The sequence below is a fragment of the Serratia sp. ID 25-353 genome, assembly GCF_054792795.1.
In genome coordinates this window covers 1,529,490-1,549,131 of sequence record NZ_CM139236.1, presented here as the reverse complement: position 1 = coordinate 1,549,131, position 19,642 = coordinate 1,529,490, and the positions used below count along the sequence as shown (strand labels likewise).

Genomic DNA, 19,642 nt, shown 5'->3' with positions numbered 1-19,642 from the left:
GCAATGTCGTCAACACAACCCAACAACGTTGCCCAGCGCCCGGTGCGGGTGCTGGTGGTCGGCGCCGGCGCGCGCGGTGAAATCTACTCGCGCTATGCGCTGGCGCACCCCGATTTGATGCAGGTGGTGGCGGTGGCGGAACCGCGCGACGCCTACCGCGAGCCGTTCGTGGCGCAGCACGCCATCGCGCCGGAAAACGTCTTCACCGACTGGCGCCAGGCCGCCGATGCCGGCAAGCTGGCCGACGCGGTGCTGATCTGCACTCAGGATCAGATGCACCTGGAACCGGCGCTGGCCTTCGCCCGCCAGGGCTACGCCATGCTGCTGGAAAAGCCGCTGTCGCCGGACGCCGACGAGTGCCGCGCCATCGTCGCCGAGGTGGTGCGCCAAAAGCTGATCTTCTCGGTCGGCCACGTGCTGCGTTACACCCGCTATACCCAAAAGCTCAAGCAGTTGCTGCGCGACGGCGCGATCGGTGACATCGTCAGCCTGCAACACCTGGAGCCGGTCGGCTACTGGCATCAGGCGCACTCCTTCGTGCGAGGCAACTGGCGCAACGATCGGCAGGCCGCGTTCATGCTGTTGCAGAAATCCTGCCACGACATCGATTGGATCCGCTACGTGATGGAACAGCCCTGCGAGCAGGTCAGCTCCTTCGGTAACCTGCGCCACTTCCGCCGGGAAAACCAACCGGCCGGCGCGGCGGACAACTGCCTGGATTGCGCAGTGGAGGCGTCCTGCCCCTATTCCGCCAAACGCATCTATCTGGGCGACGACCACAAGGCCACGCCCGGCTTTCTGCGCGTGCTGACGCCGGAACCCGACCAGACGACGCTGCGGGCGGCGCTGCGCGACGGGCCCTACGGCCGCTGCGTCTACCGCTGCGACAATAACGTGGTCGATCATCAGGTGGTCAACATGCAGTTCGCCGGCGGCCGCACCGCGTCGTTCACCATGACGGCCTTTACCCGCCACGAAGATCGCCACACCCGCATCTTCGGCAGCCGCGGCTGCCTGGAGGGCGATGGCCGCCATATCCGCATCACCTCGTTCCTCGACGACGGCGAAACGCATTACGACACCGACGCCGGCCAGGATCTGCACGCCATGGCCGGCCACGGCGGCGGCGACTACTACCTGATGCAGCACTTTATCGCGGCCATTCGCGCCAACGATCCGAGCCAGGTGCTGGCCGGCCCGGCGGAAGCGCTGGAGAGCCACCTGATGGTGTTCGCCGCCGAACGCGCGCGCCGCGAAGCGGCGGTGATCGCCCTGAACGGAGCCTGACCATGAGCACGAGAGAGATGCGTTACGGTTTCGACATCGGCGGCACCAAGATCGAAATGGCCGCTTACGATCGCCGGCTCAATCAGGTACTGCTTCAGCGCGTGCGCACCCCAACCGGCGATTATGGCGAGTTCGTGGCCTGCATCGCCGGGCTGGTCGAGCAGGCGGACCGCGAGCTGCATACGCGCGGCAGCATCGGCATCGGCCTGCCGGGGATCACCGATCCCGTCAGCCGCCGCCAGCTGGCAGTCAACGTGCCCTGCCTGACCGGGCATTGCCTGGCGGATGATTTGACGCAGGCGCTGGCGCGGCCGATCGCCATCGAGAACGACTGCCGCTGTTTCGCGCTGTCGGAAGCCAGCACGCCGCAAACCGCCCATCTGCCGCTGGTGTTCGGCGCCATCATCGGCACCGGCGCCGGCGGTGGTCTGGTGGTGAACCGGCAATTGCACAAGGGGCGCAACGGGCTGGCGGGCGAATGGGGCCATATGCCGATCTCGGCCCAGCTGGCGCAGCGTTACGATCTGCCGCTGTTCGGTTGCAACTGCGGGCTGATCGGCTGCTTTGAACGCTACGTCTCCGGCAGCGGGCTGCTGGCGCTGAGCCGCCACGTTGCCCATCCCGCCGCCGACGTGCCGGCGCTGGTCGCCAGCTACCGCGCGGGGGATCCGCTCGCACAGTGGCTGATGACCGTCTACGTCGACATTCTGGCCAGCGCGCTGGCCGGTTTGCAGCTGCTGCTGGACGTCGATGCCTTCGTGTTGGGCGGTGGGTTGTCGAACGTCGGCGAGCTGTATCGGCTGCTGCCGACGGCGATGCGGCGCTGGCTGCTGCCGGGCGTGGAACCGGCAGCGGTATTCCCGCCAGTGCACGGTGACAGCAGCGGCGTGCGCGGCGCGGCGCTATTACAGGCGGCGGCATAAAAAAACAGTGAAAGCCCGGCGACTGCCGAATTATCGCTGCGGCTTTCGCCGCCGCAGGGCCGAATAAAGCCAACGCGATAATTGTCGACTGAAAAATAACGAATTTGCCGTTTTCACTTTGCGTTGACACCGCTTTCGGTTGCCGCTCAATCGAAAGCAAAATAAAATATAACCAACTGATAGATATAGATATTTTAAAATTAATCGATTGCATTTCAGTGTTTCGTTTGCTGTAATTCGCCACGAACAACTGAAAGCGCTCCGGTCGGTATCGCTGCGGCTTATTAAGCCGCGGTCGGGCACGGCTACAGGTAAATCAGGAGTCTGCGTTAATGATCAATACCGCAAAACGCCGGGAATTAATTATCGACCAGCTGTGCCGCGAAGGCTCGGTGCGCGTGGAACAGCTCAGCCAGCAGTTTTCGGTGTCCAGCGTCACCATCCGCAGCGATCTGCGCCAGCTGGAAAAGCACGGCTGCGCGGTGCGCGCTTACGGCGGCGCCATGTTGAACAAACAGTTCGCCTTCGATCGCCCGCTGCAGGACAAGGGCCGCATCAATCGCGATGTAAAACACGCCATCGCCTGCGCGGCAGCGGCGCTGATTGAAGACGGCGACGCCGTCATCCTCGACTCCGGCTCCACCACCAGCCAGATGGCGCCGCAGCTGGCGGGGAAAAAGGATCTGGTGGTGATGACCAACGCGCTGAACATCGCCTTCGAGCTGGCCAACAACGAGCAGATCGATCTGATGGTGGTCGGCGGCAGCGTGCGCCGCAAGGCCTGGTCCCTGTACGGCCCCGCCGCCGAACAGCAGCTGCGCCAATACCGGTTCGACAAACTGTTTCTCGGCGTCGACGGTTTCGATCTGGCGGGCGGCATCACCACGCCGGATCCGGGCGAAGCGCAGCTGAACCGCGTGATGTGCGAGGTGGCGCGCGAAGTGATCGCCATCGCCGACGCCAGCAAATTCGGCCGCACCAGCTTTTGCATGATCCGCGAAATCGGCCAGATCCACCGCCTGGTCACCGACAGCCGCATTCCGGAACACTATCTGCAGGCGCTGCACCATTTAGGGATCGACGTGATTATCGCCGACCGTTAACCGAGGCTTTTAAGGAGTTGTCATCATGAACGCGTATTTCTCTTACGAGGCGGATTGGCTGAAGCAGCGCAACGCCTGGCACACCGCCGCAGAGATTTGGCAGCAGCCGGATCTGTGGGCCGCGCTGCACCGGCAATTGCAGGATCAACAGGCGCAGTGGCAGCCGTTCCTGGCGCCGCTGCTGGCCAATCCGCGCCTGCAAATCGTGCTGTGCGGCGCCGGCAGCTCGGCGTTCGCCGGCCGCGCCCTGGCACCCTGGCTGCGCGAACAAACCGGCAGCGACGTGGCGGCCTACGGCACCACCGATATTGTCGCCAACCCGCGGCAGTATCTCGATCCTGAGCGGCCGACGCTGCTGGTCTCCTTCGCCCGCTCGGGCAACAGCCCGGAAAGCGTGGCGACGGTGGAGCTGGCCGACCAACTGCTGCCGGAAAGCTACCACCTGATGCTGGTCTGCAACCCGGACAGCAAGCTGGCGCAGTATGCGCATCGGCGCGACAACGTCTGTTCGCTGGTGATGCCGCAAGGCTCCAACGATCAGAGCTTCGCCATGACCTCCAGCTTCAGCTGCATGATGCTGAGCGTCGCGCTGCTGCTCGGCCCGCTTTCGCTCGAGGCCGCTCAGGCGCCGTTAAACGCCATGGTGCAGCGCTGCCGCGCGCTGCGCGAAACGCTGCAGCCACAGGTAAAGGCGCTGGCCGCCAGCGGTTTCCGCCGCTATATCACCCTCGGCGGCAGCTGCTTTACCGGCCTGGCGGAAGAGGCCTCGCTCAAGATGCTGGAGCTGACCGCCGGGCGCATCGTTACGCGCTACGACTCGCCGCTCGGCCTGCGCCACGGTCCGAAATTCATGGTCGACGGCCAGACGTTGGTGGTGCTGATGTTCTCCCACGGCGACTATGCCCGCCAGTATGACCGCGATCTGTGGAACGAACTGCAGCGCGACGGGCTGGCGATGCAGTTGGTCGGTTTGACCGGCGAACGCCAACCCCTGTCCGATGCCCTGCTGCATATGCACGACGCGGCTGACGATATCTGGCTGCTGTTCCCGTACCTGCTGTTCACCCAGATGCTGGCCTTCGAGAGTTCGCTGGCGCTGGGGTTGACCCCGGACAACCCTTGCCCGACCGGCGAGGTCAACCGGGTGGTGAAAGGCGTGACGATTTACCGTTTTCCTTCCCCAGAGCTGTAAGGAGATCCCATGTATCTGATAGCCAACCGAGAAATGCTGCTCAAGGCGCAGCGCCAGGGTTACGCCGTCCCGGCGTTTAATGTCCACAATCTGGAAACCGTGCAGGTGGTGGCGGAAACCGCCGCCGAGCTGCGCTCACCGGTGATCATGGCCGGCACGCCCGGCACCTTCAGCTACGCCGGAACCGACTACCTGATCGGCATTTGCCAATCGGCCGCGCACCGCTACGATCTGCCGCTGGCGCTGCATCTGGATCATCACGAAGCGCTGGACGACATCGAGCACAAGGTGAAAAGCGGCATCCGCTCGGTGATGATCGACGGTTCCCATCTGCCGTTCGAGCAGAATATCGCCAAGGTGGCCACCGCAGTGGCCCTGTGCCACCGCTATGGCGCCAGCGTGGAGGCAGAACTGGGCCGCCTGGGCGGGCAGGAAGACGATCTGATCGTCGATACGGCGGACAGCTTCTATACCGACCCGGTGGCGGCACGCGAGTTCGTCGCCGCCACCGGCATCGATTCGCTGGCGGTGGCGATCGGTTCCGCCCACGGCCTGTATCACGGCGAGCCGAAGCTGGACTTCGAGCGCCTGGCGCTGATCCGCGAACAGGTGGACGTGCCCCTGGTGCTGCACGGTGCCTCCGGCATTCCGGAAGCGATGGTCAAGCGCGCGATCTCGCTCGGCGTCTGCAAGGTCAACGTCGCCACCGAATTGAAAATCGCCTTCGCCGATGCGGTGAAAAGCTACTTTTCACAGCACCCGGATGCCAACGACCCGCGCAAATACATCGTCCCCGGCAAGCTGGCGATGAAAGAAGTGGTGGCGGAAAAGATCCGCATCTGCGGCAGCAGCGGCATGCTGTAAGCCCGCTCTCGCCCCCGGTTTCTGCGGCCGCACCACGGGGGCGAAAACATCCCGCCATGCCCTGCTTTCCTGAGAGAGCGATCACAGCCTTTTACCCTGCCCATGCCGGAAACCATTAACCGCTCTTCACTATGATCCAAATCATGGTTTTGCTCACCCTACCTCCCTATTATCAAATTCATTGGATGCAGGCAGTAGGAATTTTGCCCATTCGTTTTTATTTCGCCAGGCGAAATAGCTTATTTGATGAAAACAAGCGTGCTTGTTTTTTAATTGGCAGTATTTTTCACTCTAAGAGGAACAGCGTATGAACCATTACTTAGCTGTATTAAGCGCATTGGTCATTCTGCCCTTCGCTCTGCAAGCAAAACCGCTTTCCGGCAGCCAGGTCGCCTCCGGCGTCGTTCGCTTCACCGGCGCCATTACCACCCCGGCCTGCACCATCACACATCAGGATGAACAGCTTATCTCCAACTGCTTCGGTAAAGTGACGGAATATCAGAATGGGTATATTTCCTCTTCGTTAAAAGCGATGCCAAAAGAATTAGTCTCTGCCGTCACCAGCGAAATAGTGAATAACGATCCCCATTTAAAGCGCGTGACCATCAGCTATAAGTGACGCCAAAGCGTTAATGTCTGATGAAATAATAAACAAGACACAACTTGCCTTGATGACTTATAAATTTATTTTATAAATTTAACGTGCAATGACTCCCCGGCTTACCCTGAGCCAGCTATTTGGGCAGCCCTGCGGTTGCCCATCAGCATGTCCGAAATCCGCCATCGCTTCCCCCGCTTTCATGCGATAATCGCCACACCAAACCGAGGAGTGATCCAGATGCAGACTTTTTTGATTGATCGTACCGCCACGCCGGTGGGAGAACTGGTGCTGATTGCCGATGAACAGGGGCGCCTGCGGGCGATTGACTGGACCGATCACGAAGCGCGCCTGATGAAGCTGCTGAATACCCACTACCGCGCCGATCGCTTCACCCTGCGCGAGCAGCGCGATCCCAGCGGGCTGACCGACGCGATGCAACGCTATTTCGCCGGTGAACTGGGCATTATCGATCGGTTGCCGGTGATGACCGCCGGCACCGAGTTCCAACGCACCGTGTGGCAACAGCTGCGCCAAATCCCCTGCGGCGAGATCCTGACCTACGGCCAACTGGCGCAACGCATCGGTCGTCCGACCGCCTCGCGCGCAGTCGGCATGGCCAACGGTTCAAATCCGATCAGCATCGTGGTGCCCTGCCACCGGGTGATCGGTTCGCAGGGCGCGCTGACCGGCTATGCTGGCGGCGTACAGCGCAAGCAGTGGCTGCTGCAGCACGAAGGTTACCTACCGAAAAGTTTGCTGTAGCCGCGGCGATGAGCTCATCCAGCGCCATTGTTTGGCGCTGCTTAATAAAGCACGTTGCTCTACGCCGCGCTCGTGCCCGCTTTGGCACTATCAATAACCTGTGTGAATAAAACGCATAAGTCACAAATAATACTCATAACTTCAGTCCGATACAGAATAATCGGCGGCATGTGTGCGCAAAATTCGCACACAATACCCCTATTCATGCTAATGCCACCCTTATCAGCTGCAGCAAAAGATGTTAAAATTGACTCATATCAATTATTGAATGAGCGTAATCTATGATCCCGGAAAAACGCGTGATTCGTCGTATCCAGTCTGGTGGTTGTGCGATCCATTGCCAGGACTGCAGCATCAGCCAGCTGTGCATTCCTTTCACCCTTAATGCCCACGAGCTGGACCAGCTCGACAACATTATCGAGAGGAAAAAGCCCATCCAGAAAGGCCAGACCCTGTTCAAGGCCGGCGACGAGCTGAAGTCTCTGTACGCGATCCGTTCCGGGACCATCAAAAGCTACACCATCACCGAGCAAGGCGACGAGCAGATCACCGGCTTCCACCTGGCGGGCGATCTGGTGGGCTTCGACGCCATCGGCGGCCTGAAGCACCCGAGCTTCGCTCAGGCGCTGGAAACCTCGATGGTGTGCGAGATCCCGTTCGAAACCCTCGATGACCTGTCCGGCAAAATGCCTAATCTGCGTCAGCAGATCATGCGGCTGATGAGCGGCGAGATCAAAGGCGACCAGGACATGATCCTGCTGCTGTCGAAGAAAAACGCCGAAGAGCGCCTGGCGGCGTTCGTTTACAACCTGTCGCGCCGCTTTGCGGAGCGTGGCTTCTCGCCGCGCGAGTTCCGGTTGACCATGACCCGCGGCGACATCGGCAACTACCTCGGCCTGACGGTGGAAACTATCAGCCGCCTGCTGGGCCGCTTCCAGAAAAGCGAAATCCTCAGCGTGAAAGGCAAATACATCACCATCGAAAACGCCGACGCCCTGTCGGTGCTGGCCGGTACGCCACGCATCAACGTGACCGTCAACGCCTGATTCCCCTGCCGGATCAACATTTCACCGAAATTGTTGATCCGGCACGCTTCTGTTGTTGTTCTGTTTTTCAATGTTGGGTTACTCTGTAAATTAACAGACTGTTGATTTCAGCTGTAAGGAGGCCCTATGGCGAAGTATCAGAATCTTCTGGTGGCTATTGACCCCAATCAGGACGATCAGCCGGCATTGCGCCGCGCCGTGTACCTGGTGAAACGGAACGGCGGGCGCATCAAAGCCTTCCTGCCCATTTATGACTTCTCTTACGAAATGACGACCCTGCTCTCCCCGGACGAAAGAACGGCGATGCGGCAAGGTGTGATCAGCCAACGCGCCGCCTGGATCAACGAGCAGTGCCGCTTCTATCTCAACGACGGCGTGCCGATCGAAATCAAAGTGGTCTGGCATAACCGCCCCTTCGAAGCCATCATTCAGGAAGTGCTTTCAGGCCAGCATGACCTGCTGCTGAAAATGGCGCACCAGCACGATCGGCTGGAATCGGTGATCTTCACCCCCACCGACTGGCACCTGCTGCGCAAATGCCCTTGCCCGGTGTGGATGGTAAAAGACCAGCCCTGGCCGGAAGGCGGAAAAGCGCTGGTGGCGGTCAATCTGGCCAGCGAAGAACCCTATCACGACCCGCTCAATATCAAACTGGTGCAAGAAACCGTCGAACTGGCGGAAAACGTCAACCAGACCGAGGTTCACCTGGTTGGCGCCTATCCTGTCACCCCGATCAACATCGCCATCGAGCTACCCGATTTCGATCCGAGCGTCTACAACGACGCCATCCGCGGCCAGCATCTGATCGCCATGAAGGCGCTGCGGCAGAAATTCTGCATTAAGGAAGAGTTCACCCACGTGGAAAAAGGCCTGCCGGAAGAGGTGATCCCCGATCTGGCCGAACACCTGCAGGCCGGCGTGGTGGTTCTGGGCACCCTGGGCCGCACCGGCATTTCGGCGGCCTTTATCGGCAACACCGCGGAACATGTGATCGACCATCTGAAATGCGATCTGCTGGTGATTAAGCCGGAGAACTTCAACTGCCCGATCGAGGCGGATGAAGACGATGAGCACGACGACGAAGATTAACCCTCGCGCATAAAAAAACGGGCCGCTAATAAGCGGCCCGTTTTTTTGGTTGCTCAACTACTTCTGCAATGCCCGCAGAATCGCTTCCACGCTGTCTTTGGCGTCGCCGAACAGCATCTGGGTGTTCTCCTTGAAGAACAGCGGGTTCTGCACGCCGGCGTAGCCGGTGTTCATCGAGCGTTTAAACGCGATCACGTTCTGCGCCTTCCACACTTCCAATACCGGCATGCCGGCGATCGGGCTGCGCGGATCTTCCAGTGCCGCCGGGTTCACCGTGTCGTTGGCGCCAATCACCAGCACGGTGTCGGTATCCGGGAAATCTTCGTTGATTTCATCCATCTCCAGCACCACGTCGTACGGCACCTTCGCCTCCGCCAGCAGCACGTTCATGTGGCCCGGCAAACGCCCCGCGACCGGGTGAATGCCGAAACGCACCTTCACGCCGCGCGCCCGCAGTTTCTCGGTGATTTCCGCCACCGGATATTGCGCCTGCGCCACCGCCATGCCGTAACCCGGGGTGATGATCACCGAGGTGGAGTTCTTCAGCTGCTCGGCCACCTCTTCCGCCGTGGTTTCACGGTATTCGCCCATCTCTTCGGCGTCGCCGGTGGACGAACCGTCACTGCCGAAACCGCCGGCGATCACGCTGATAAACGAGCGGTTCATCGCCTTGCACATGATGTAAGACAGGATCGCACCCGAAGAGCCCACCAGCGCGCCGGTGACGATCAGCAGATCGTTGCTCAGCATGAAGCCCGCCGCGGCCGCCGCCCACCCCGAATAGGAGTTGAGCATCGACACCACCACCGGCATGTCCGCGCCGCCGATCGAGGCCACCAGATGCCAGCCGAACGCCAGTGCGATCGCCGTCATCAGCAGCAGCGTCACCACCTGCCAGCCCACGCTGTCGGTACGCACGAACGCCACCAGCAGCAGGAACGAGATCACCAGCGCCGCCAGATTCAGCTTGTGGCGGTTCGGCAGCATCAGCGGCTTGGAAGAGATGATGCCGCGCAGCTTGCCGAAGGCGACGATCGAGCCGGTGAAGGTCACCGCACCGATAAAGATGCCGAGGAACACTTCGGTCAGATGGATATTCGCCATCACCGGCTCCATCGGTGCGCCGTGATCCAGGTAGCTGTTGAAGCCGACCAGCACCGCGGCCAGGCCAACGAAGCTGTGCAGCACCGCCACCAGTTCCGGCATTTCGGTCATCTCGACCTTCTTGGCCAGATAGACGCCGATCGAGCCGCCGATGATCATGGCGATGATGATCCAGCCGACGTTGCCGGAATCCGGCCCCAGAATGGTGGCGATCAGCGCGATCGCCATACCGGCGACGCCGAACAGGTTGCCCTGCTTCGACGTTTCATGGCGCGACAGGCCCGCCAGGCTGAAAATAAACAAAATAGCGGCAACAATGTATGCAGCTGTAACCAATCCTCCAGACATTTGTTACCCCTTAGTTCTTGCGGAACATCTTCAGCATGCGCTGAGTGACGGTGAACCCACCGAAAATATTGATGCTGGCGATCAGCACGGCGATAAAGGAGAGGAAACTCACCCAGCCACCATGGCCGATCTGCAACAGCGCACCGACCACGATAATCCCTGAGATCGCATTGGTGACCGACATCAACGGGGTATGCAGCGCATGGCTGACGTTCCAGACCACGTAGTAACCGACCACGCAGGCCAGCGCGAACACGGTAAAGTGCGACAGGAACTCTTTCGGCGCCGCATCCGCCAGCCAGCTGAACAGCAGGATCGCCAGGGCCATCAGGCCGTACTTCAGCCACGGCGAGGTCGGTTTGGCTTCAGGTTTGGCGACCGGTGCGGCGGCGGGTGCCGCTTTCGGCTGGGCGGAGACCTGGATCGGCGGCGCCGGCCAGGTGATTTCACCGCTGCGCACCACGGTAACGCCGCGGATCACCGTATCGTCGAAATCAATGTCGATCTCGCCGTTTTTCTCTTTCGACAGCAGCTTCAGCAGGTTGACCAGGTTGGTGCCATAAAGCTGCGAAGATTGGGTCGGCAAGCGGCTCGGCAGGTCGGTATAGCCGATGATTTTCACGCCGTTGTCGGTCACGCTAATGGTGTCGGCCACCGTCAGTTCGCAGTTGCCGCCGGTTTGCGCCGCCAGATCGACGATCACGCTGCCCGGTTTCATCGATGCCACCATCTCTTTGGTGATCAGTTTCGGCGCCGGTTTACCCGGGATCAGCGCGGTGGTGACGATGATATCCACCTCCGCCGCCTGCGCGGCGAACAGCGCCATCTCGGCCTTGATAAAGGCTTCAGACATCACTTTGGCGTAACCGTCGCCGCTGCCCGCTTCCTCTTCAAAATCCAGCTCGAGGAATTCCGCGCCCATGCTCTGCACCTGCTCTTTCACTTCCGGGCGGGTATCGAAGGCGCGCACGATGGCACCGAGGCTGCCCGCCGCGCCGATCGCCGCAAGGCCGGCCACGCCGGCCCCGATGATCATCACCTTGGCCGGCGGCACTTTGCCGGCGGCAGTGATCTGGCCGGTGAAGAAACGGCCGAACTCATGCGCCGCTTCGACGATCGCGCGGTAGCCGGCGATGTTGGCCATCGAGCTCAGCGCATCCATCGACTGGGCGCGCGAGATGCGCGGCACCGAGTCCATCGCCAGCGCGGTGACGTTGCGCGCCGCCAGCTTGGCCATCAATTCGGGGTTTTGCGCCGGCCAGATAAAGCTGACCAGCGTGCTGCCTTCGCGCATCAAGGCGATCTCGTCGTCTTGCGGCGCATTGACTTTCAGGATCAAATCCGACTGCCACACTTCGCTTTCGTCGACCAGTGCCGCGCCTGCGGCTTCGTAGGCGACGTCCTCAAAACTGGCCAGTTTGCCCGCCCCGCGTTCAATCGCGACGGTAAAACCCAGCTTCAGCAGTTGTTCCACCGTTTTCGGCGTGGCTGCGACCCGGGCTTCATTGGCCAACCGCTCTCTTGGTACACCAATACGCATAATGTTCCCTTCTCACCTGTCTTGGATGATGTTTATTATTTTCCTGCCCATAGCATGACGCCGCCGGCGAGCGAGGGGGTTAACTTGCCCACACTGATTTCAGACGCCAACTATAACCTACTGAAAATAAGGTCGATGATCCATAATTGCTTACGCATTCAGCTCTGTTTTTACATAAAAATGCCGCGCGTGATATGACAAATCGCAATTTACCGTGAAAAAATCCATACAGAACAGCACATTCTGCGTGACAAGAGGTTTACGCCCGGCGTAACGATTTATGGCCACGCGCGGCGAAGAAGCATAAAAGTTATCATTTTGTGAATAATTAACATTAATGACACCAGAGCCTTTATTATGGAAACTTATGACGATGGCGCCATCCGTGCGACCCGCGTCACCGTCGGCGATTTGTCGCACGGGATAACATAAAATGCTGAGACAGTTTTCAGAATTACATGTAATAATCGACGGCTGAATTACACTTAAACAGTTCAGTACGTTATAAACGTTAATGCGCTAGGCGAAAGGATTTTTTATGAAGCTGAAGACCACGATCATCGCGTCAGCCTTGTTATCACTCACCGCGCTGTCTGCTCATGCGGCGCAAGAGTTAACTCCTGAGAAAGCAGCGGCGCTGAAGCCGTTTGATCGCATCACGATTACCGGCCGCTTCAATGCCATCAATGAAGCCGTCGACGCCGTATCCCGCCGTGCAGACAAACTGGGTGCCGATTCCTTCTATATCCAGGACAGCAACAACAGCAACAACGGCGGCAACTGGCGCGTCACCGCAGACCTTTATCATAAAGATGCGCCAGAAGTGAGCAAAACACCAAAATACCGCGTATTTAACGGCGTGAACGAACTGCCTAAAGAGGAAGCCTATCTGCTGGAGCCTTACGATACCGTGAGCGTCAGCGGTTTCTACCGCAGCCAGCCGGACATCAACGACGCCATCTCCAAAGAAGCGAAGAAAAAAGGCGCGGCCTCGTTCTTCATCGTGCGCCAGGTTGACGCCAACTCCGGCGGCAACCAGTTCGTTACCGCCTACATCTATAAGGCCGATGCGCCAAAACGCCGCGTGCAGAGCCCGGATGCCATTCCGGCCGATTCTGACGCCGGCCGCGCCGCGCTGGCCGCCGGCGGTGCCGCTGCAGCGAAAGTCGAAATTCCTGGCGTCGCGTCTTCCGGTTCGCCAAGCCGCGAAGTGGGCCGTTTCTTCGAAACCCAGTCCTCTACCGGCCAGCGCTATACCGTCACGCTGCCTAACGGCACCAAAATCCAGGAAGTGAACAACGTGACCGCCGCGCAGATGGTGCCGTTCGATTCCGTCACCTTCACCGGCCACTTCAACAGTATGACCGACGTGTCCACCGAAGTGGCGAAACGCGCGGCCGAGAAAGGCGCCAAGTACTATCACGTCACTCGCCAATGGCAGAACAAGAGCGGCGGCAACCTGACCGTCAGCGCCGATCTGTTCAAATAAAACCCGCTTTTCGGTTTACCATCGGGCAGCCCTTGAGCTGCCCGTTTTTATTGCCATTCTTTTCACCACTCGTTGAATAGTTTTTTGTAAATTCCGCATATTCAATCATTGCATCTCTAAGCATCCCTCCGTAGAATTTGCGCCAATTTTTAGGGCTATTGTCTATTCGCGCAGTGGTTGTTAATACATTGTTGCCGCCAAGCAGTTCCCTTCCAGTTGTTTATTCTGCGTTCAGGATCCGTCATTGGAAAAAAAACTCGGTCTTACCGCGCTAACCGCTTTGGTGCTCAGCTCAATGCTGGGCGCCGGCGTGTTCAGTCTGCCGCAAAACATGGCGCAGGTCGCCAGCCCCGCCGCGCTGCTGCTGGGTTGGGGGATCACCGGCGTCGGCATTCTGTTTTTGGCGTTCGCCATGCTGTTGCTTACGCGTTTGCGTCCGGATCTGGACGGTGGCATCTTCACCTACGCCAAAGAAGGGTTCGGCGAGCTGATGGGCTTCTGCTCCGCCTGGGGTTACTGGCTGTGCGCCGTGATCGCCAACGTCTCGTATCTGGTGATCGTGTTCGCGGCGCTGAGTATTTTCACCGATCGCGGCGGCAACGTTATTCTCGGTGACGGCAATACCTGGCAGGCGCTGATCGCCGAATCCGCCCTGCTGTGGATCGTGCATGCGCTGGTGCTGCGCGGCGTGCAAACTGCCGCCAGCATCAATCTGGCGGCCACCCTCGCCAAGCTGCTGCCATTGGGAATGTTCGCCGTTCTGGCGGCGATCGCCTTTAAAATGGACGTATTCACGCTGGATTTCAAAGGTATCGCCCTCGGCAAGCCGGTGTGGGAACAGGTCAAGGACACCATGCTGATCACCCTGTGGGTGTTTATCGGCGTGGAAGGCGCCGTGGTGGTTTCCGCCCGCGCCCGCAATAAGAAAGACGTAGGCCGCGCCACCATGCTGGCGGTGCTGTCGGCGCTGGCGGTGTATCTGATGGTCACGCTGCTGTCGCTGGGCGTGGTGCCGCGCAGCGAACTGGCCGACATGCGCAACCCGTCGATGGCGGTACTGATGGTGGAACTGATCGGCCCGTGGGGGGACGTGATCATTGCCGCCGGCCTGATCATTTCCGTGTGCGGCGCCTACCTGAGCTGGACCATCATGGCGGCGGAAGTGCCGCTGCTGGCCGCGCAGCACGGCGCGTTTCCGCGCGTGTTCGGCAAGCAGAACCGCCATCACGCCCCGTCCTCTTCGCTGTGGCTGACCAACATCGCGGTGCAGCTGGCGCTGGTGCTGATCTGGCTGACCGGCAGCAACTACAACTCGCTGTTGACCATCGCTTCAGAAATGATCCTGGTGCCTTACTTCCTGGTCGGCGCGTTTCTGTTCAAGGTGGCTTATCGCCGCCGCGACAAGCGCCTGATCTTCGCCGCGACCGGTGCCTGCGTCTATGGTTTGTGGCTGTTGTACGCGTCCGGGCTGATGCACCTGCTGATGTCAGTGCTGCTGTATGCGCCAGGGCTATTGGTGTTCATGTATGCCCGTCGCGGCCATCGGGATATCAATCTGCTCAACCGCCTGGAAAAGAGCAGCATCTTCTTGCTGCTGGTGGCCACGCTGCCTGCCGGCTGGTTTATGCTGCACTAACATCGCCTGCCAATGTGGCTGCCCGTCAGCCGCATTTCGCTTCCCCTCTTTCCTCTTTTTTACCTCTCTCCCCGTTGTTGATCGGTCAATTTCCACGCTTGCGATCTTAAATGCAATTAATTATCATTATCATCTAAATATTAACGGTAAGACGCGAGTGCCCCTGGCGAAAAGCGTCAGGCGGCGGATGAAGACTGGCTGAAAATGGAAGGCATTTCATGGCTGAGAAACTGCTGCACGCATTACCCTTGTTTGCCGCTTGGGAAGCGTTGATCGCCGAGGGCAACACGGAATTCAATCAGCGGCGCGATCGCCTGGCAATGACGCACTATCAGCAGGCGCTGGATGTCGCTCAGGCGATCCTCGCCGAGAAACCCTGGCTGAATGCGGACTATGCCGCCAGATTTGAAGCACTGAATATTTTCGAGTCTGCCCTTGCCGCGCTGATCGTCACGTTCAACAACATGACCCATCTGCGCCTGCGGCAAAAGCCCCTGCGCGGCGTTGAGCCGCACGTGCATCAGGCCCGGCTCGCCATCGAGCAGGTGATGGACGATACCTCGCTGTGCGAACAGATGCAGCAGGTCGCCGAACGGCACCTGCTGCGTTTCCGAATAGAGACGCTGCAGGTGCTGCGCGAGCACCGGCTGCCGGAAACCAGCGTCTGCGCACCCGCGGCAAACCATTCCGCCACCGTGCATTAACAACGACACCACGACCTGAGGGATAATCTGTCAATGAATGAATTGAATGACGACATGAAGAAAATGCTGGCCAAACAGCTGCCTGTGCAGGCAACCAGCAGCCCGAGCGGCGTGCCCGATATCGGCCCCAAGCGTTCTCTGCGCCTCTATGATGACCGTACGCTGATTTACAACGAAAATACCGGTGGCCAGACGCTGAAAAATATCAGGGAAGGATCGAAAATGGCCGTCGTGGTCATCGATCGCGAGGCGCTGGACGGTTACCGCTTCGTCGGCACCCCGGAACTGTTCCTGGCGGGCAAGCCGTTTGACGATGCGCTGGAATTTGCAGAAAAAAATGGAATGAAGCCGCCGAAATACGCGGTGCTGATTCATATAGACAGCATTTATACCCTGCGTTCCGGCCCCAATGCCGGGACCCGGCTTTAGAGGCCGAGCGCTACGTGGCGCGGAATATCACGTTCATGGTTAGGCTATCGCGCGAGGTCAATTGCCTAACCATGAACGGGCGGCCGGGTTGATTCCCGGTCAGCTTTTAGAGGGAATGGTGACGGTCATACGCTCACCCACCAGGGCAATCGCGATGCCTTCCGCGCACTCTTTCTGAATGGCCGCCAGCTGTTGCGCTTCCAGCGCATAGGGCAGCTGAATATCAAACACCGTCAGACCCTGCTGCTGCGCCAGGTCAATCAGGCGCACGATATTGGTTTCATCGCTGACCTGCGTTGACACCACCTGCAGCGCCAGCTCTTTCAACTGCTCTTTGCGCGTTTGTGACGTGGTCACGCGCGATTTCAACACCATGCCGAAGATCGGCATCACACCATAAATAGCATCAACAAAGCGCCAGTGCTTCCTGCACGATGCGGACAGAAAATCCATGTAGTCGAAACAGATTTTCTCACTGCGCGCGATGGATGCAAGGTGATTGCTGTTCATCCCCTTATTCCTCTCATGGCCAGTGTTAACCCGTGGTCTTTCAAGCCGCCGCCGGACGGCAACCTGAAATGCATTGGGGATCTTACATCCAGAAATGGATAATCATGCGAAGCTTTAACGACTTTCCGCCGTATGATGGCATAATTCCCCTATTGTTTGCCAGTCTGTCCAGGAGCTTTAATCAATGGAACACCCCAACTCTGCCCCGGTGCTGATTACCGGCGGCGCGCGGCGCATCGGGCTGGCGCTCGCCAGAGCGTTTCTCGAACGCGGCGTTCCCGTCATCATCGCCTACCGCAGCGAATATCCGGCGATGGCCGAGTTGAAAGCCTTGGGCGCCTGCTGCATTCAGGGCGACTTTTCCACGCACGAAGGCATCTACCGTTTCGCCGACCAGGTGCGGCAGGTGGCCCCCAAACTGCGCGCGATGATCCATAACGCCAGCGCCTGGCAGGCCGAGTCGCCGGAGGTCCCGCCGGAGCAGGTGATGGCGGCGATGCTGCAAATTCACGTCTACACGCCCTATTTGCTCAATCAGCTGCTCGAATCCTGCCTGACCGGCCAGGGCCAGGCCGGCGCCGATATCATCCATCTGACCGACTACGTGGTGGAAAAAGGCAGCGACAAACACATCGCCTACGCCGCCAGCAAGGCCGCGCTGGACAATATGACCCGATCGTTTGCCCGCAAGCTGGCGCCGGAGGTCAAGGTCAACGCCATTGCGCCGGCGCTGATCATCTTCAATGCGGGCGACGATGAAGCCTATCGCCAGCAGGCGCTGGCGAAGTCGCTGATGAAGGTCGCGCCGGGCGAGAGCGAAGTGGTGAATCTGGTGAACTACCTGCTGGAGAGCCGCTACGTGACCGGCCGCACCCACGGCGTCGACGGCGGGCGGCCGCTGCGCTGAGGCAAAGATCCGCATGGCGCATCCCTGCGGGCCGCGCTATGCTGAAATCCGCTTTTATTATTAAAACACGGGCATATGCATAAAATTGTTTTTGTGGAAGACGATCCTGAAGTCGGCAAGCTGATCGCCGCCTATCTGGGCAAACACGACATCGAGGTGCTGATCGAGCCGCGCGGCGACAGCGCGCAAGCGCGCATCGAGCGCGAGCAACCCGATTTGGTGCTGCTGGACATCATGCTGCCCGGCAAAGACGGCATGACGCTGTGCCGCGATCTGCGCCCCACCTTCCCCGGCCCGATCGTGCTGCTCACCTCGCTCGACAGCGACATGAACCATATCCTGTCGCTGGAGATGGGCGCCAACGACTATATCCTGAAAACCACGCCGCCGGCGGTGTTGCTGGCACGCCTGCGTTTACACCTGCGCCAACACAGCCAACAGCCGAAAGAAGAGTCGGTTCAGCCGCTCACCCAGCACAACGCGCTGCATTTCGGGCTATTGTGCATCGATCCGGTCAACCGGCAGGTCACGCTGGGCGAAGAAACTGTCACGCTGTCCACCTCGGATTTCGATCTGCTGTGGGAGCTGGCGACCCACGCCGGGCAGATCATGGATCGCGAGGCGCTGCTGCAAAACCTGCGCGGCGTGAGCTATGACGGCATGGACCGCAGCATCGACGTGGCGATCTCCCGCCTGCGTCGCAAGCTGTACGACAACGCGTTGGAGCCGTTCCGCATCAAGACCGTGCGCAATAAAGGCTATCTGTTCGCCCCTAACGCCTGGGCATCGGTGCAACAATGAGAAAACTTTTCGTCCAGTTCTTCCTGCTGCTGTTCGTCTGTTTTCTGGTGATGGCGATGCTGGTCGGCCTGGTGTACAAGGTGACCGCCGAGCGCGCCGGCCGCCAGTCGATGGACGATCTGATGAAAAGTTCGCTGTACCTGATGCGCAGCGAGCTGCGCGAAATCCCGCTGAAAGACTGGAACAAGACCATCGCCACGCTGGATCTCAACCTGTCGTTCAAGCTGCATATCGAACCGCTCGGCAAACAGGAGCTGAGCGAGGATTTGAAAAAACGGCTGCGGCTGGGGGAAATCATCGCCCTCGACGATCAGTACACCTTTATGCAGCGCATTCCACGCAGCCACTACGTGTTGGTGGTCGGTCCCATTCCTTATCTGTTCTATCTGCACCAGATGCGCCTGCTGGATCTGGTGTTACTGGTGTTTATCGGCATGTCGCTGGCGCTGCCGGTGTTTCTGTGGATGCGGCCGCACTGGCAAGACCTGCTCAAGCTGGAAAACGCCGCCCAGCGGCTCGGCGCCGGGCATCTGGATGAACGCACCCACTTCGATCCCACCTCCAGCCTGAGCCGGCTCGGCGTGGCGTTCAACCAGATGGCCGACAACGTCAACACCCTGATCGCCAGCAAGAAACAGCTGATCGACGGCATCGCGCACGAACTGCGCACGCCGCTGGTGCGCCTGCGTTACCGGCTCGAAATGAGCGATAACCTGTCCGAAAGCGAGCAGCAGGCGCTGAACCGCGATATTGGCCAGTTGGAGTCACTGATCGACGAGCTGCTGACCTATGCCCGTCTGGACCGTCCGCAGGTTGCGTTAAACATTGAACCCATCGATCTGCCAAAGTGGCTCGAGGACAAGGTCGATGATATCCGTCTTATTCATCAGGAACGCGACATCCAGCTCGATATCCCGCACGTCGGCGACTTTGGCGGCGTCGATCTGCGCCTGATGGAGCGCGTGCTCGACAACCTGGTCAACAACGCGCTGCGCTATTCCGAACAGCGCCTGCGCGTTGGCCTGTGGTTTGACGGCGACCTCGCCTGCTTGCAGGTCGAGGATGACGGGCCGGGTATTCCGCCGGAAGAACGCGAACGGGTGTTTGAACCTTTCGTCCGTCTCGACCCCAGCCGCGATCGCGCTACCGGCGGCTGCGGGTTGGGGCTGGCCATCGTCCATTCCATCGCCGTCGCCTACCAGGGACAGGTGTTCGTCGAAGGCAGTTCGCTCGGCGGCGCCAGCTTCCGTTTCTGCTGGCCGGTGAAGCCGACATTCAGTTTAAAAGCCGATCTGGCGTAATGCCGC

19 protein-coding genes are annotated in these 19,642 nt (G+C 59.6%); 16 read left to right on the top strand and 3 right to left on the bottom strand.

Features of this window, described 5'->3' with window-relative positions; all coding sequences use genetic code 11:
• The first annotated feature begins 3 nt into the window (after nt 1-3).
• The 9 genes from ACYF6X_RS07450 to uspE all read left to right on the top strand — a co-directional run bounded on the left by ACYF6X_RS07450 (nt 4) and on the right by uspE (nt 8,867).
• A complete protein-coding gene (locus ACYF6X_RS07450) occupies nt 4-1,287 on the top strand; it encodes a Gfo/Idh/MocA family protein (protein ID WP_107226266.1) in 1,284 nt (427 codons plus the stop codon).
• A 17-nt stretch (nt 1,288-1,304) separates the two neighbouring features.
• The gene (locus ACYF6X_RS07445; RefSeq protein WP_063989982.1) at nt 1,305-2,210 is read left to right on the top strand and encodes an ROK family protein; all 906 of its coding nucleotides are present in this window, start codon (nt 1,305-1,307) and stop codon (nt 2,208-2,210) included.
• A 332-nt stretch (nt 2,211-2,542) separates the two neighbouring features.
• The gene (agaR, locus tag ACYF6X_RS07440; RefSeq protein WP_038880262.1) at nt 2,543-3,313 is read left to right on the top strand and encodes a transcriptional repressor AgaR; all 771 of its coding nucleotides are present in this window, start codon (nt 2,543-2,545) and stop codon (nt 3,311-3,313) included.
• A gap of 25 nt (nt 3,314-3,338) precedes the next feature.
• Nucleotides 3,339-4,505 (top strand): SIS domain-containing protein, encoded by a 1,167-nt coding sequence (locus ACYF6X_RS07435; RefSeq protein ID WP_130017402.1) that lies wholly within the window; start codon nt 3,339-3,341, stop codon nt 4,503-4,505.
• 9 nt (nt 4,506-4,514) lie between these two features.
• On the top strand, nt 4,515-5,369 hold the full coding sequence (locus tag ACYF6X_RS07430; RefSeq protein WP_130017401.1) for a tagatose bisphosphate family class II aldolase: 855 nt from the start codon (nt 4,515-4,517) through the stop codon (nt 5,367-5,369).
• 307 nt (nt 5,370-5,676) lie between these two features.
• Complete coding sequence (locus tag ACYF6X_RS07425) at nt 5,677-5,988, top strand: hypothetical protein (protein WP_130017400.1); 312 nt, start codon at nt 5,677-5,679, stop codon at nt 5,986-5,988.
• Between the two features lie 219 nt (nt 5,989-6,207).
• Nucleotides 6,208-6,732 (top strand): methylated-DNA--[protein]-cysteine S-methyltransferase, encoded by a 525-nt coding sequence (ogt, locus tag ACYF6X_RS07420; protein WP_063989986.1) that lies wholly within the window; start codon nt 6,208-6,210, stop codon nt 6,730-6,732.
• 281 nt (nt 6,733-7,013) lie between these two features.
• Complete coding sequence (locus ACYF6X_RS07415) at nt 7,014-7,778, top strand: FNR family transcription factor (protein WP_004938278.1); 765 nt, start codon at nt 7,014-7,016, stop codon at nt 7,776-7,778.
• Between the two features lie 126 nt (nt 7,779-7,904).
• Nucleotides 7,905-8,867, top strand: coding sequence for a universal stress protein UspE (gene uspE / locus ACYF6X_RS07410; RefSeq protein WP_063989987.1), 963 nt, complete (start codon nt 7,905-7,907; stop codon nt 8,865-8,867).
• A 57-nt stretch (nt 8,868-8,924) separates the two neighbouring features.
• On the opposite strand, the gene pntB is transcribed toward uspE, so the two are convergent.
• Both pntB and pntA read right to left on the bottom strand, forming a co-directional pair.
• On the bottom strand, nt 8,925-10,319 hold the full coding sequence (gene pntB, locus ACYF6X_RS07405) for a Re/Si-specific NAD(P)(+) transhydrogenase subunit beta (protein WP_049198296.1): 1,395 nt from the start codon (nt 10,317-10,319) through the stop codon (nt 8,925-8,927).
• Between the two features lie 10 nt (nt 10,320-10,329).
• The gene (gene pntA / locus ACYF6X_RS07400) at nt 10,330-11,859 is read right to left on the bottom strand and encodes a Re/Si-specific NAD(P)(+) transhydrogenase subunit alpha (RefSeq protein WP_130017399.1); all 1,530 of its coding nucleotides are present in this window, start codon (nt 11,857-11,859) and stop codon (nt 10,330-10,332) included.
• A 538-nt stretch (nt 11,860-12,397) separates the two neighbouring features.
• Here pntA and ydgH point away from each other — a divergent pair.
• From ydgH to ACYF6X_RS07380, 4 genes are all read left to right on the top strand, one after another.
• Nucleotides 12,398-13,348 (top strand): DUF1471 family protein YdgH, encoded by a 951-nt coding sequence (gene ydgH / locus ACYF6X_RS07395; RefSeq protein ID WP_004938291.1) that lies wholly within the window; start codon nt 12,398-12,400, stop codon nt 13,346-13,348.
• A gap of 244 nt (nt 13,349-13,592) precedes the next feature.
• Nucleotides 13,593-14,984 carry an amino acid permease gene (locus ACYF6X_RS07390; RefSeq protein WP_063989989.1) on the top strand — a complete coding sequence of 464 codons (1,392 nt, stop codon included), beginning with the start codon at nt 13,593-13,595 and terminating at the stop codon, nt 14,982-14,984.
• A 218-nt stretch (nt 14,985-15,202) separates the two neighbouring features.
• Nucleotides 15,203-15,688 (top strand): hypothetical protein, encoded by a 486-nt coding sequence (locus ACYF6X_RS07385; RefSeq protein WP_130017398.1) that lies wholly within the window; start codon nt 15,203-15,205, stop codon nt 15,686-15,688.
• Nucleotides 15,689-15,721: 33 nt separating this feature from the next.
• Nucleotides 15,722-16,117, top strand: a complete 396-nt coding sequence (locus ACYF6X_RS07380) for a pyridoxamine 5'-phosphate oxidase family protein (RefSeq protein ID WP_130017397.1) — start codon at nt 15,722-15,724, stop codon at nt 16,115-16,117.
• A gap of 99 nt (nt 16,118-16,216) precedes the next feature.
• Here the strand turns inward: ACYF6X_RS07380 and ACYF6X_RS07375 are convergent, their stop codons facing one another.
• Nucleotides 16,217-16,627 carry a hypothetical protein gene (locus ACYF6X_RS07375; RefSeq protein ID WP_033634653.1) on the bottom strand — a complete coding sequence of 137 codons (411 nt, stop codon included), beginning with the start codon at nt 16,625-16,627 and terminating at the stop codon, nt 16,217-16,219.
• A gap of 184 nt (nt 16,628-16,811) precedes the next feature.
• On the opposite strand from ACYF6X_RS07375, the gene folM reads away from it, so the two are divergent.
• From folM to rstB, 3 genes are all read left to right on the top strand, one after another.
• Nucleotides 16,812-17,534 (top strand): dihydromonapterin reductase, encoded by a 723-nt coding sequence (folM, locus tag ACYF6X_RS07370; RefSeq protein WP_063989991.1) that lies wholly within the window; start codon nt 16,812-16,814, stop codon nt 17,532-17,534.
• A gap of 75 nt (nt 17,535-17,609) precedes the next feature.
• Nucleotides 17,610-18,335, top strand: coding sequence for a two-component system response regulator RstA (rstA, locus tag ACYF6X_RS07365; RefSeq protein ID WP_049198289.1), 726 nt, complete (start codon nt 17,610-17,612; stop codon nt 18,333-18,335).
• The gene (gene rstB / locus ACYF6X_RS07360) at nt 18,332-19,636 is read left to right on the top strand and encodes a two-component system sensor histidine kinase RstB (protein ID WP_019452643.1); all 1,305 of its coding nucleotides are present in this window, start codon (nt 18,332-18,334) and stop codon (nt 19,634-19,636) included. Before rstA ends, rstB begins: the two co-directional genes overlap by 4 nt.
• Nucleotides 19,637-19,642: the final 6 nt, after the last annotated feature.

What these genes read in the sequence shown, in the direction of transcription:
- ACYF6X_RS07450 (WP_107226266.1), top strand. Translation starts at nt 4, where the DNA reads ATGTCGTCAACACAACCCAACAACGTTGCCCAGCGCCCGGTGCGGGTG.
- ACYF6X_RS07445 (WP_063989982.1), top strand. Translation starts at nt 1,305, where the DNA reads ATGCGTTACGGTTTCGACATCGGCGGCACCAAGATCGAAATGGCCGCT.
- agaR (WP_038880262.1), top strand. Translation starts at nt 2,543, where the DNA reads ATGATCAATACCGCAAAACGCCGGGAATTAATTATCGACCAGCTGTGC.
- ACYF6X_RS07435 (WP_130017402.1), top strand. Translation starts at nt 3,339, where the DNA reads ATGAACGCGTATTTCTCTTACGAGGCGGATTGGCTGAAGCAGCGCAAC.
- ACYF6X_RS07430 (WP_130017401.1), top strand. Translation starts at nt 4,515, where the DNA reads ATGTATCTGATAGCCAACCGAGAAATGCTGCTCAAGGCGCAGCGCCAG.
- ACYF6X_RS07425 (WP_130017400.1), top strand. Translation starts at nt 5,677, where the DNA reads ATGAACCATTACTTAGCTGTATTAAGCGCATTGGTCATTCTGCCCTTC.
- ogt (WP_063989986.1), top strand. Translation starts at nt 6,208, where the DNA reads ATGCAGACTTTTTTGATTGATCGTACCGCCACGCCGGTGGGAGAACTG.
- ACYF6X_RS07415 (WP_004938278.1), top strand. Translation starts at nt 7,014, where the DNA reads ATGATCCCGGAAAAACGCGTGATTCGTCGTATCCAGTCTGGTGGTTGT.
- uspE (WP_063989987.1), top strand. Translation starts at nt 7,905, where the DNA reads ATGGCGAAGTATCAGAATCTTCTGGTGGCTATTGACCCCAATCAGGAC.
- pntB (WP_049198296.1), bottom strand. Translation starts at nt 10,319, where the DNA reads ATGTCTGGAGGATTGGTTACAGCTGCATACATTGTTGCCGCTATTTTG.
- pntA (WP_130017399.1), bottom strand. Translation starts at nt 11,859, where the DNA reads ATGCGTATTGGTGTACCAAGAGAGCGGTTGGCCAATGAAGCCCGGGTC.
- ydgH (WP_004938291.1), top strand. Translation starts at nt 12,398, where the DNA reads ATGAAGCTGAAGACCACGATCATCGCGTCAGCCTTGTTATCACTCACC.
- ACYF6X_RS07385 (WP_130017398.1), top strand. Translation starts at nt 15,203, where the DNA reads ATGGCTGAGAAACTGCTGCACGCATTACCCTTGTTTGCCGCTTGGGAA.
- ACYF6X_RS07380 (WP_130017397.1), top strand. Translation starts at nt 15,722, where the DNA reads ATGAATGAATTGAATGACGACATGAAGAAAATGCTGGCCAAACAGCTG.
- ACYF6X_RS07375 (WP_033634653.1), bottom strand. Translation starts at nt 16,627, where the DNA reads ATGAACAGCAATCACCTTGCATCCATCGCGCGCAGTGAGAAAATCTGT.
- folM (WP_063989991.1), top strand. Translation starts at nt 16,812, where the DNA reads ATGGAACACCCCAACTCTGCCCCGGTGCTGATTACCGGCGGCGCGCGG.
- rstA (WP_049198289.1), top strand. Translation starts at nt 17,610, where the DNA reads ATGCATAAAATTGTTTTTGTGGAAGACGATCCTGAAGTCGGCAAGCTG.
- rstB (WP_019452643.1), top strand. Translation starts at nt 18,332, where the DNA reads ATGAGAAAACTTTTCGTCCAGTTCTTCCTGCTGCTGTTCGTCTGTTTT.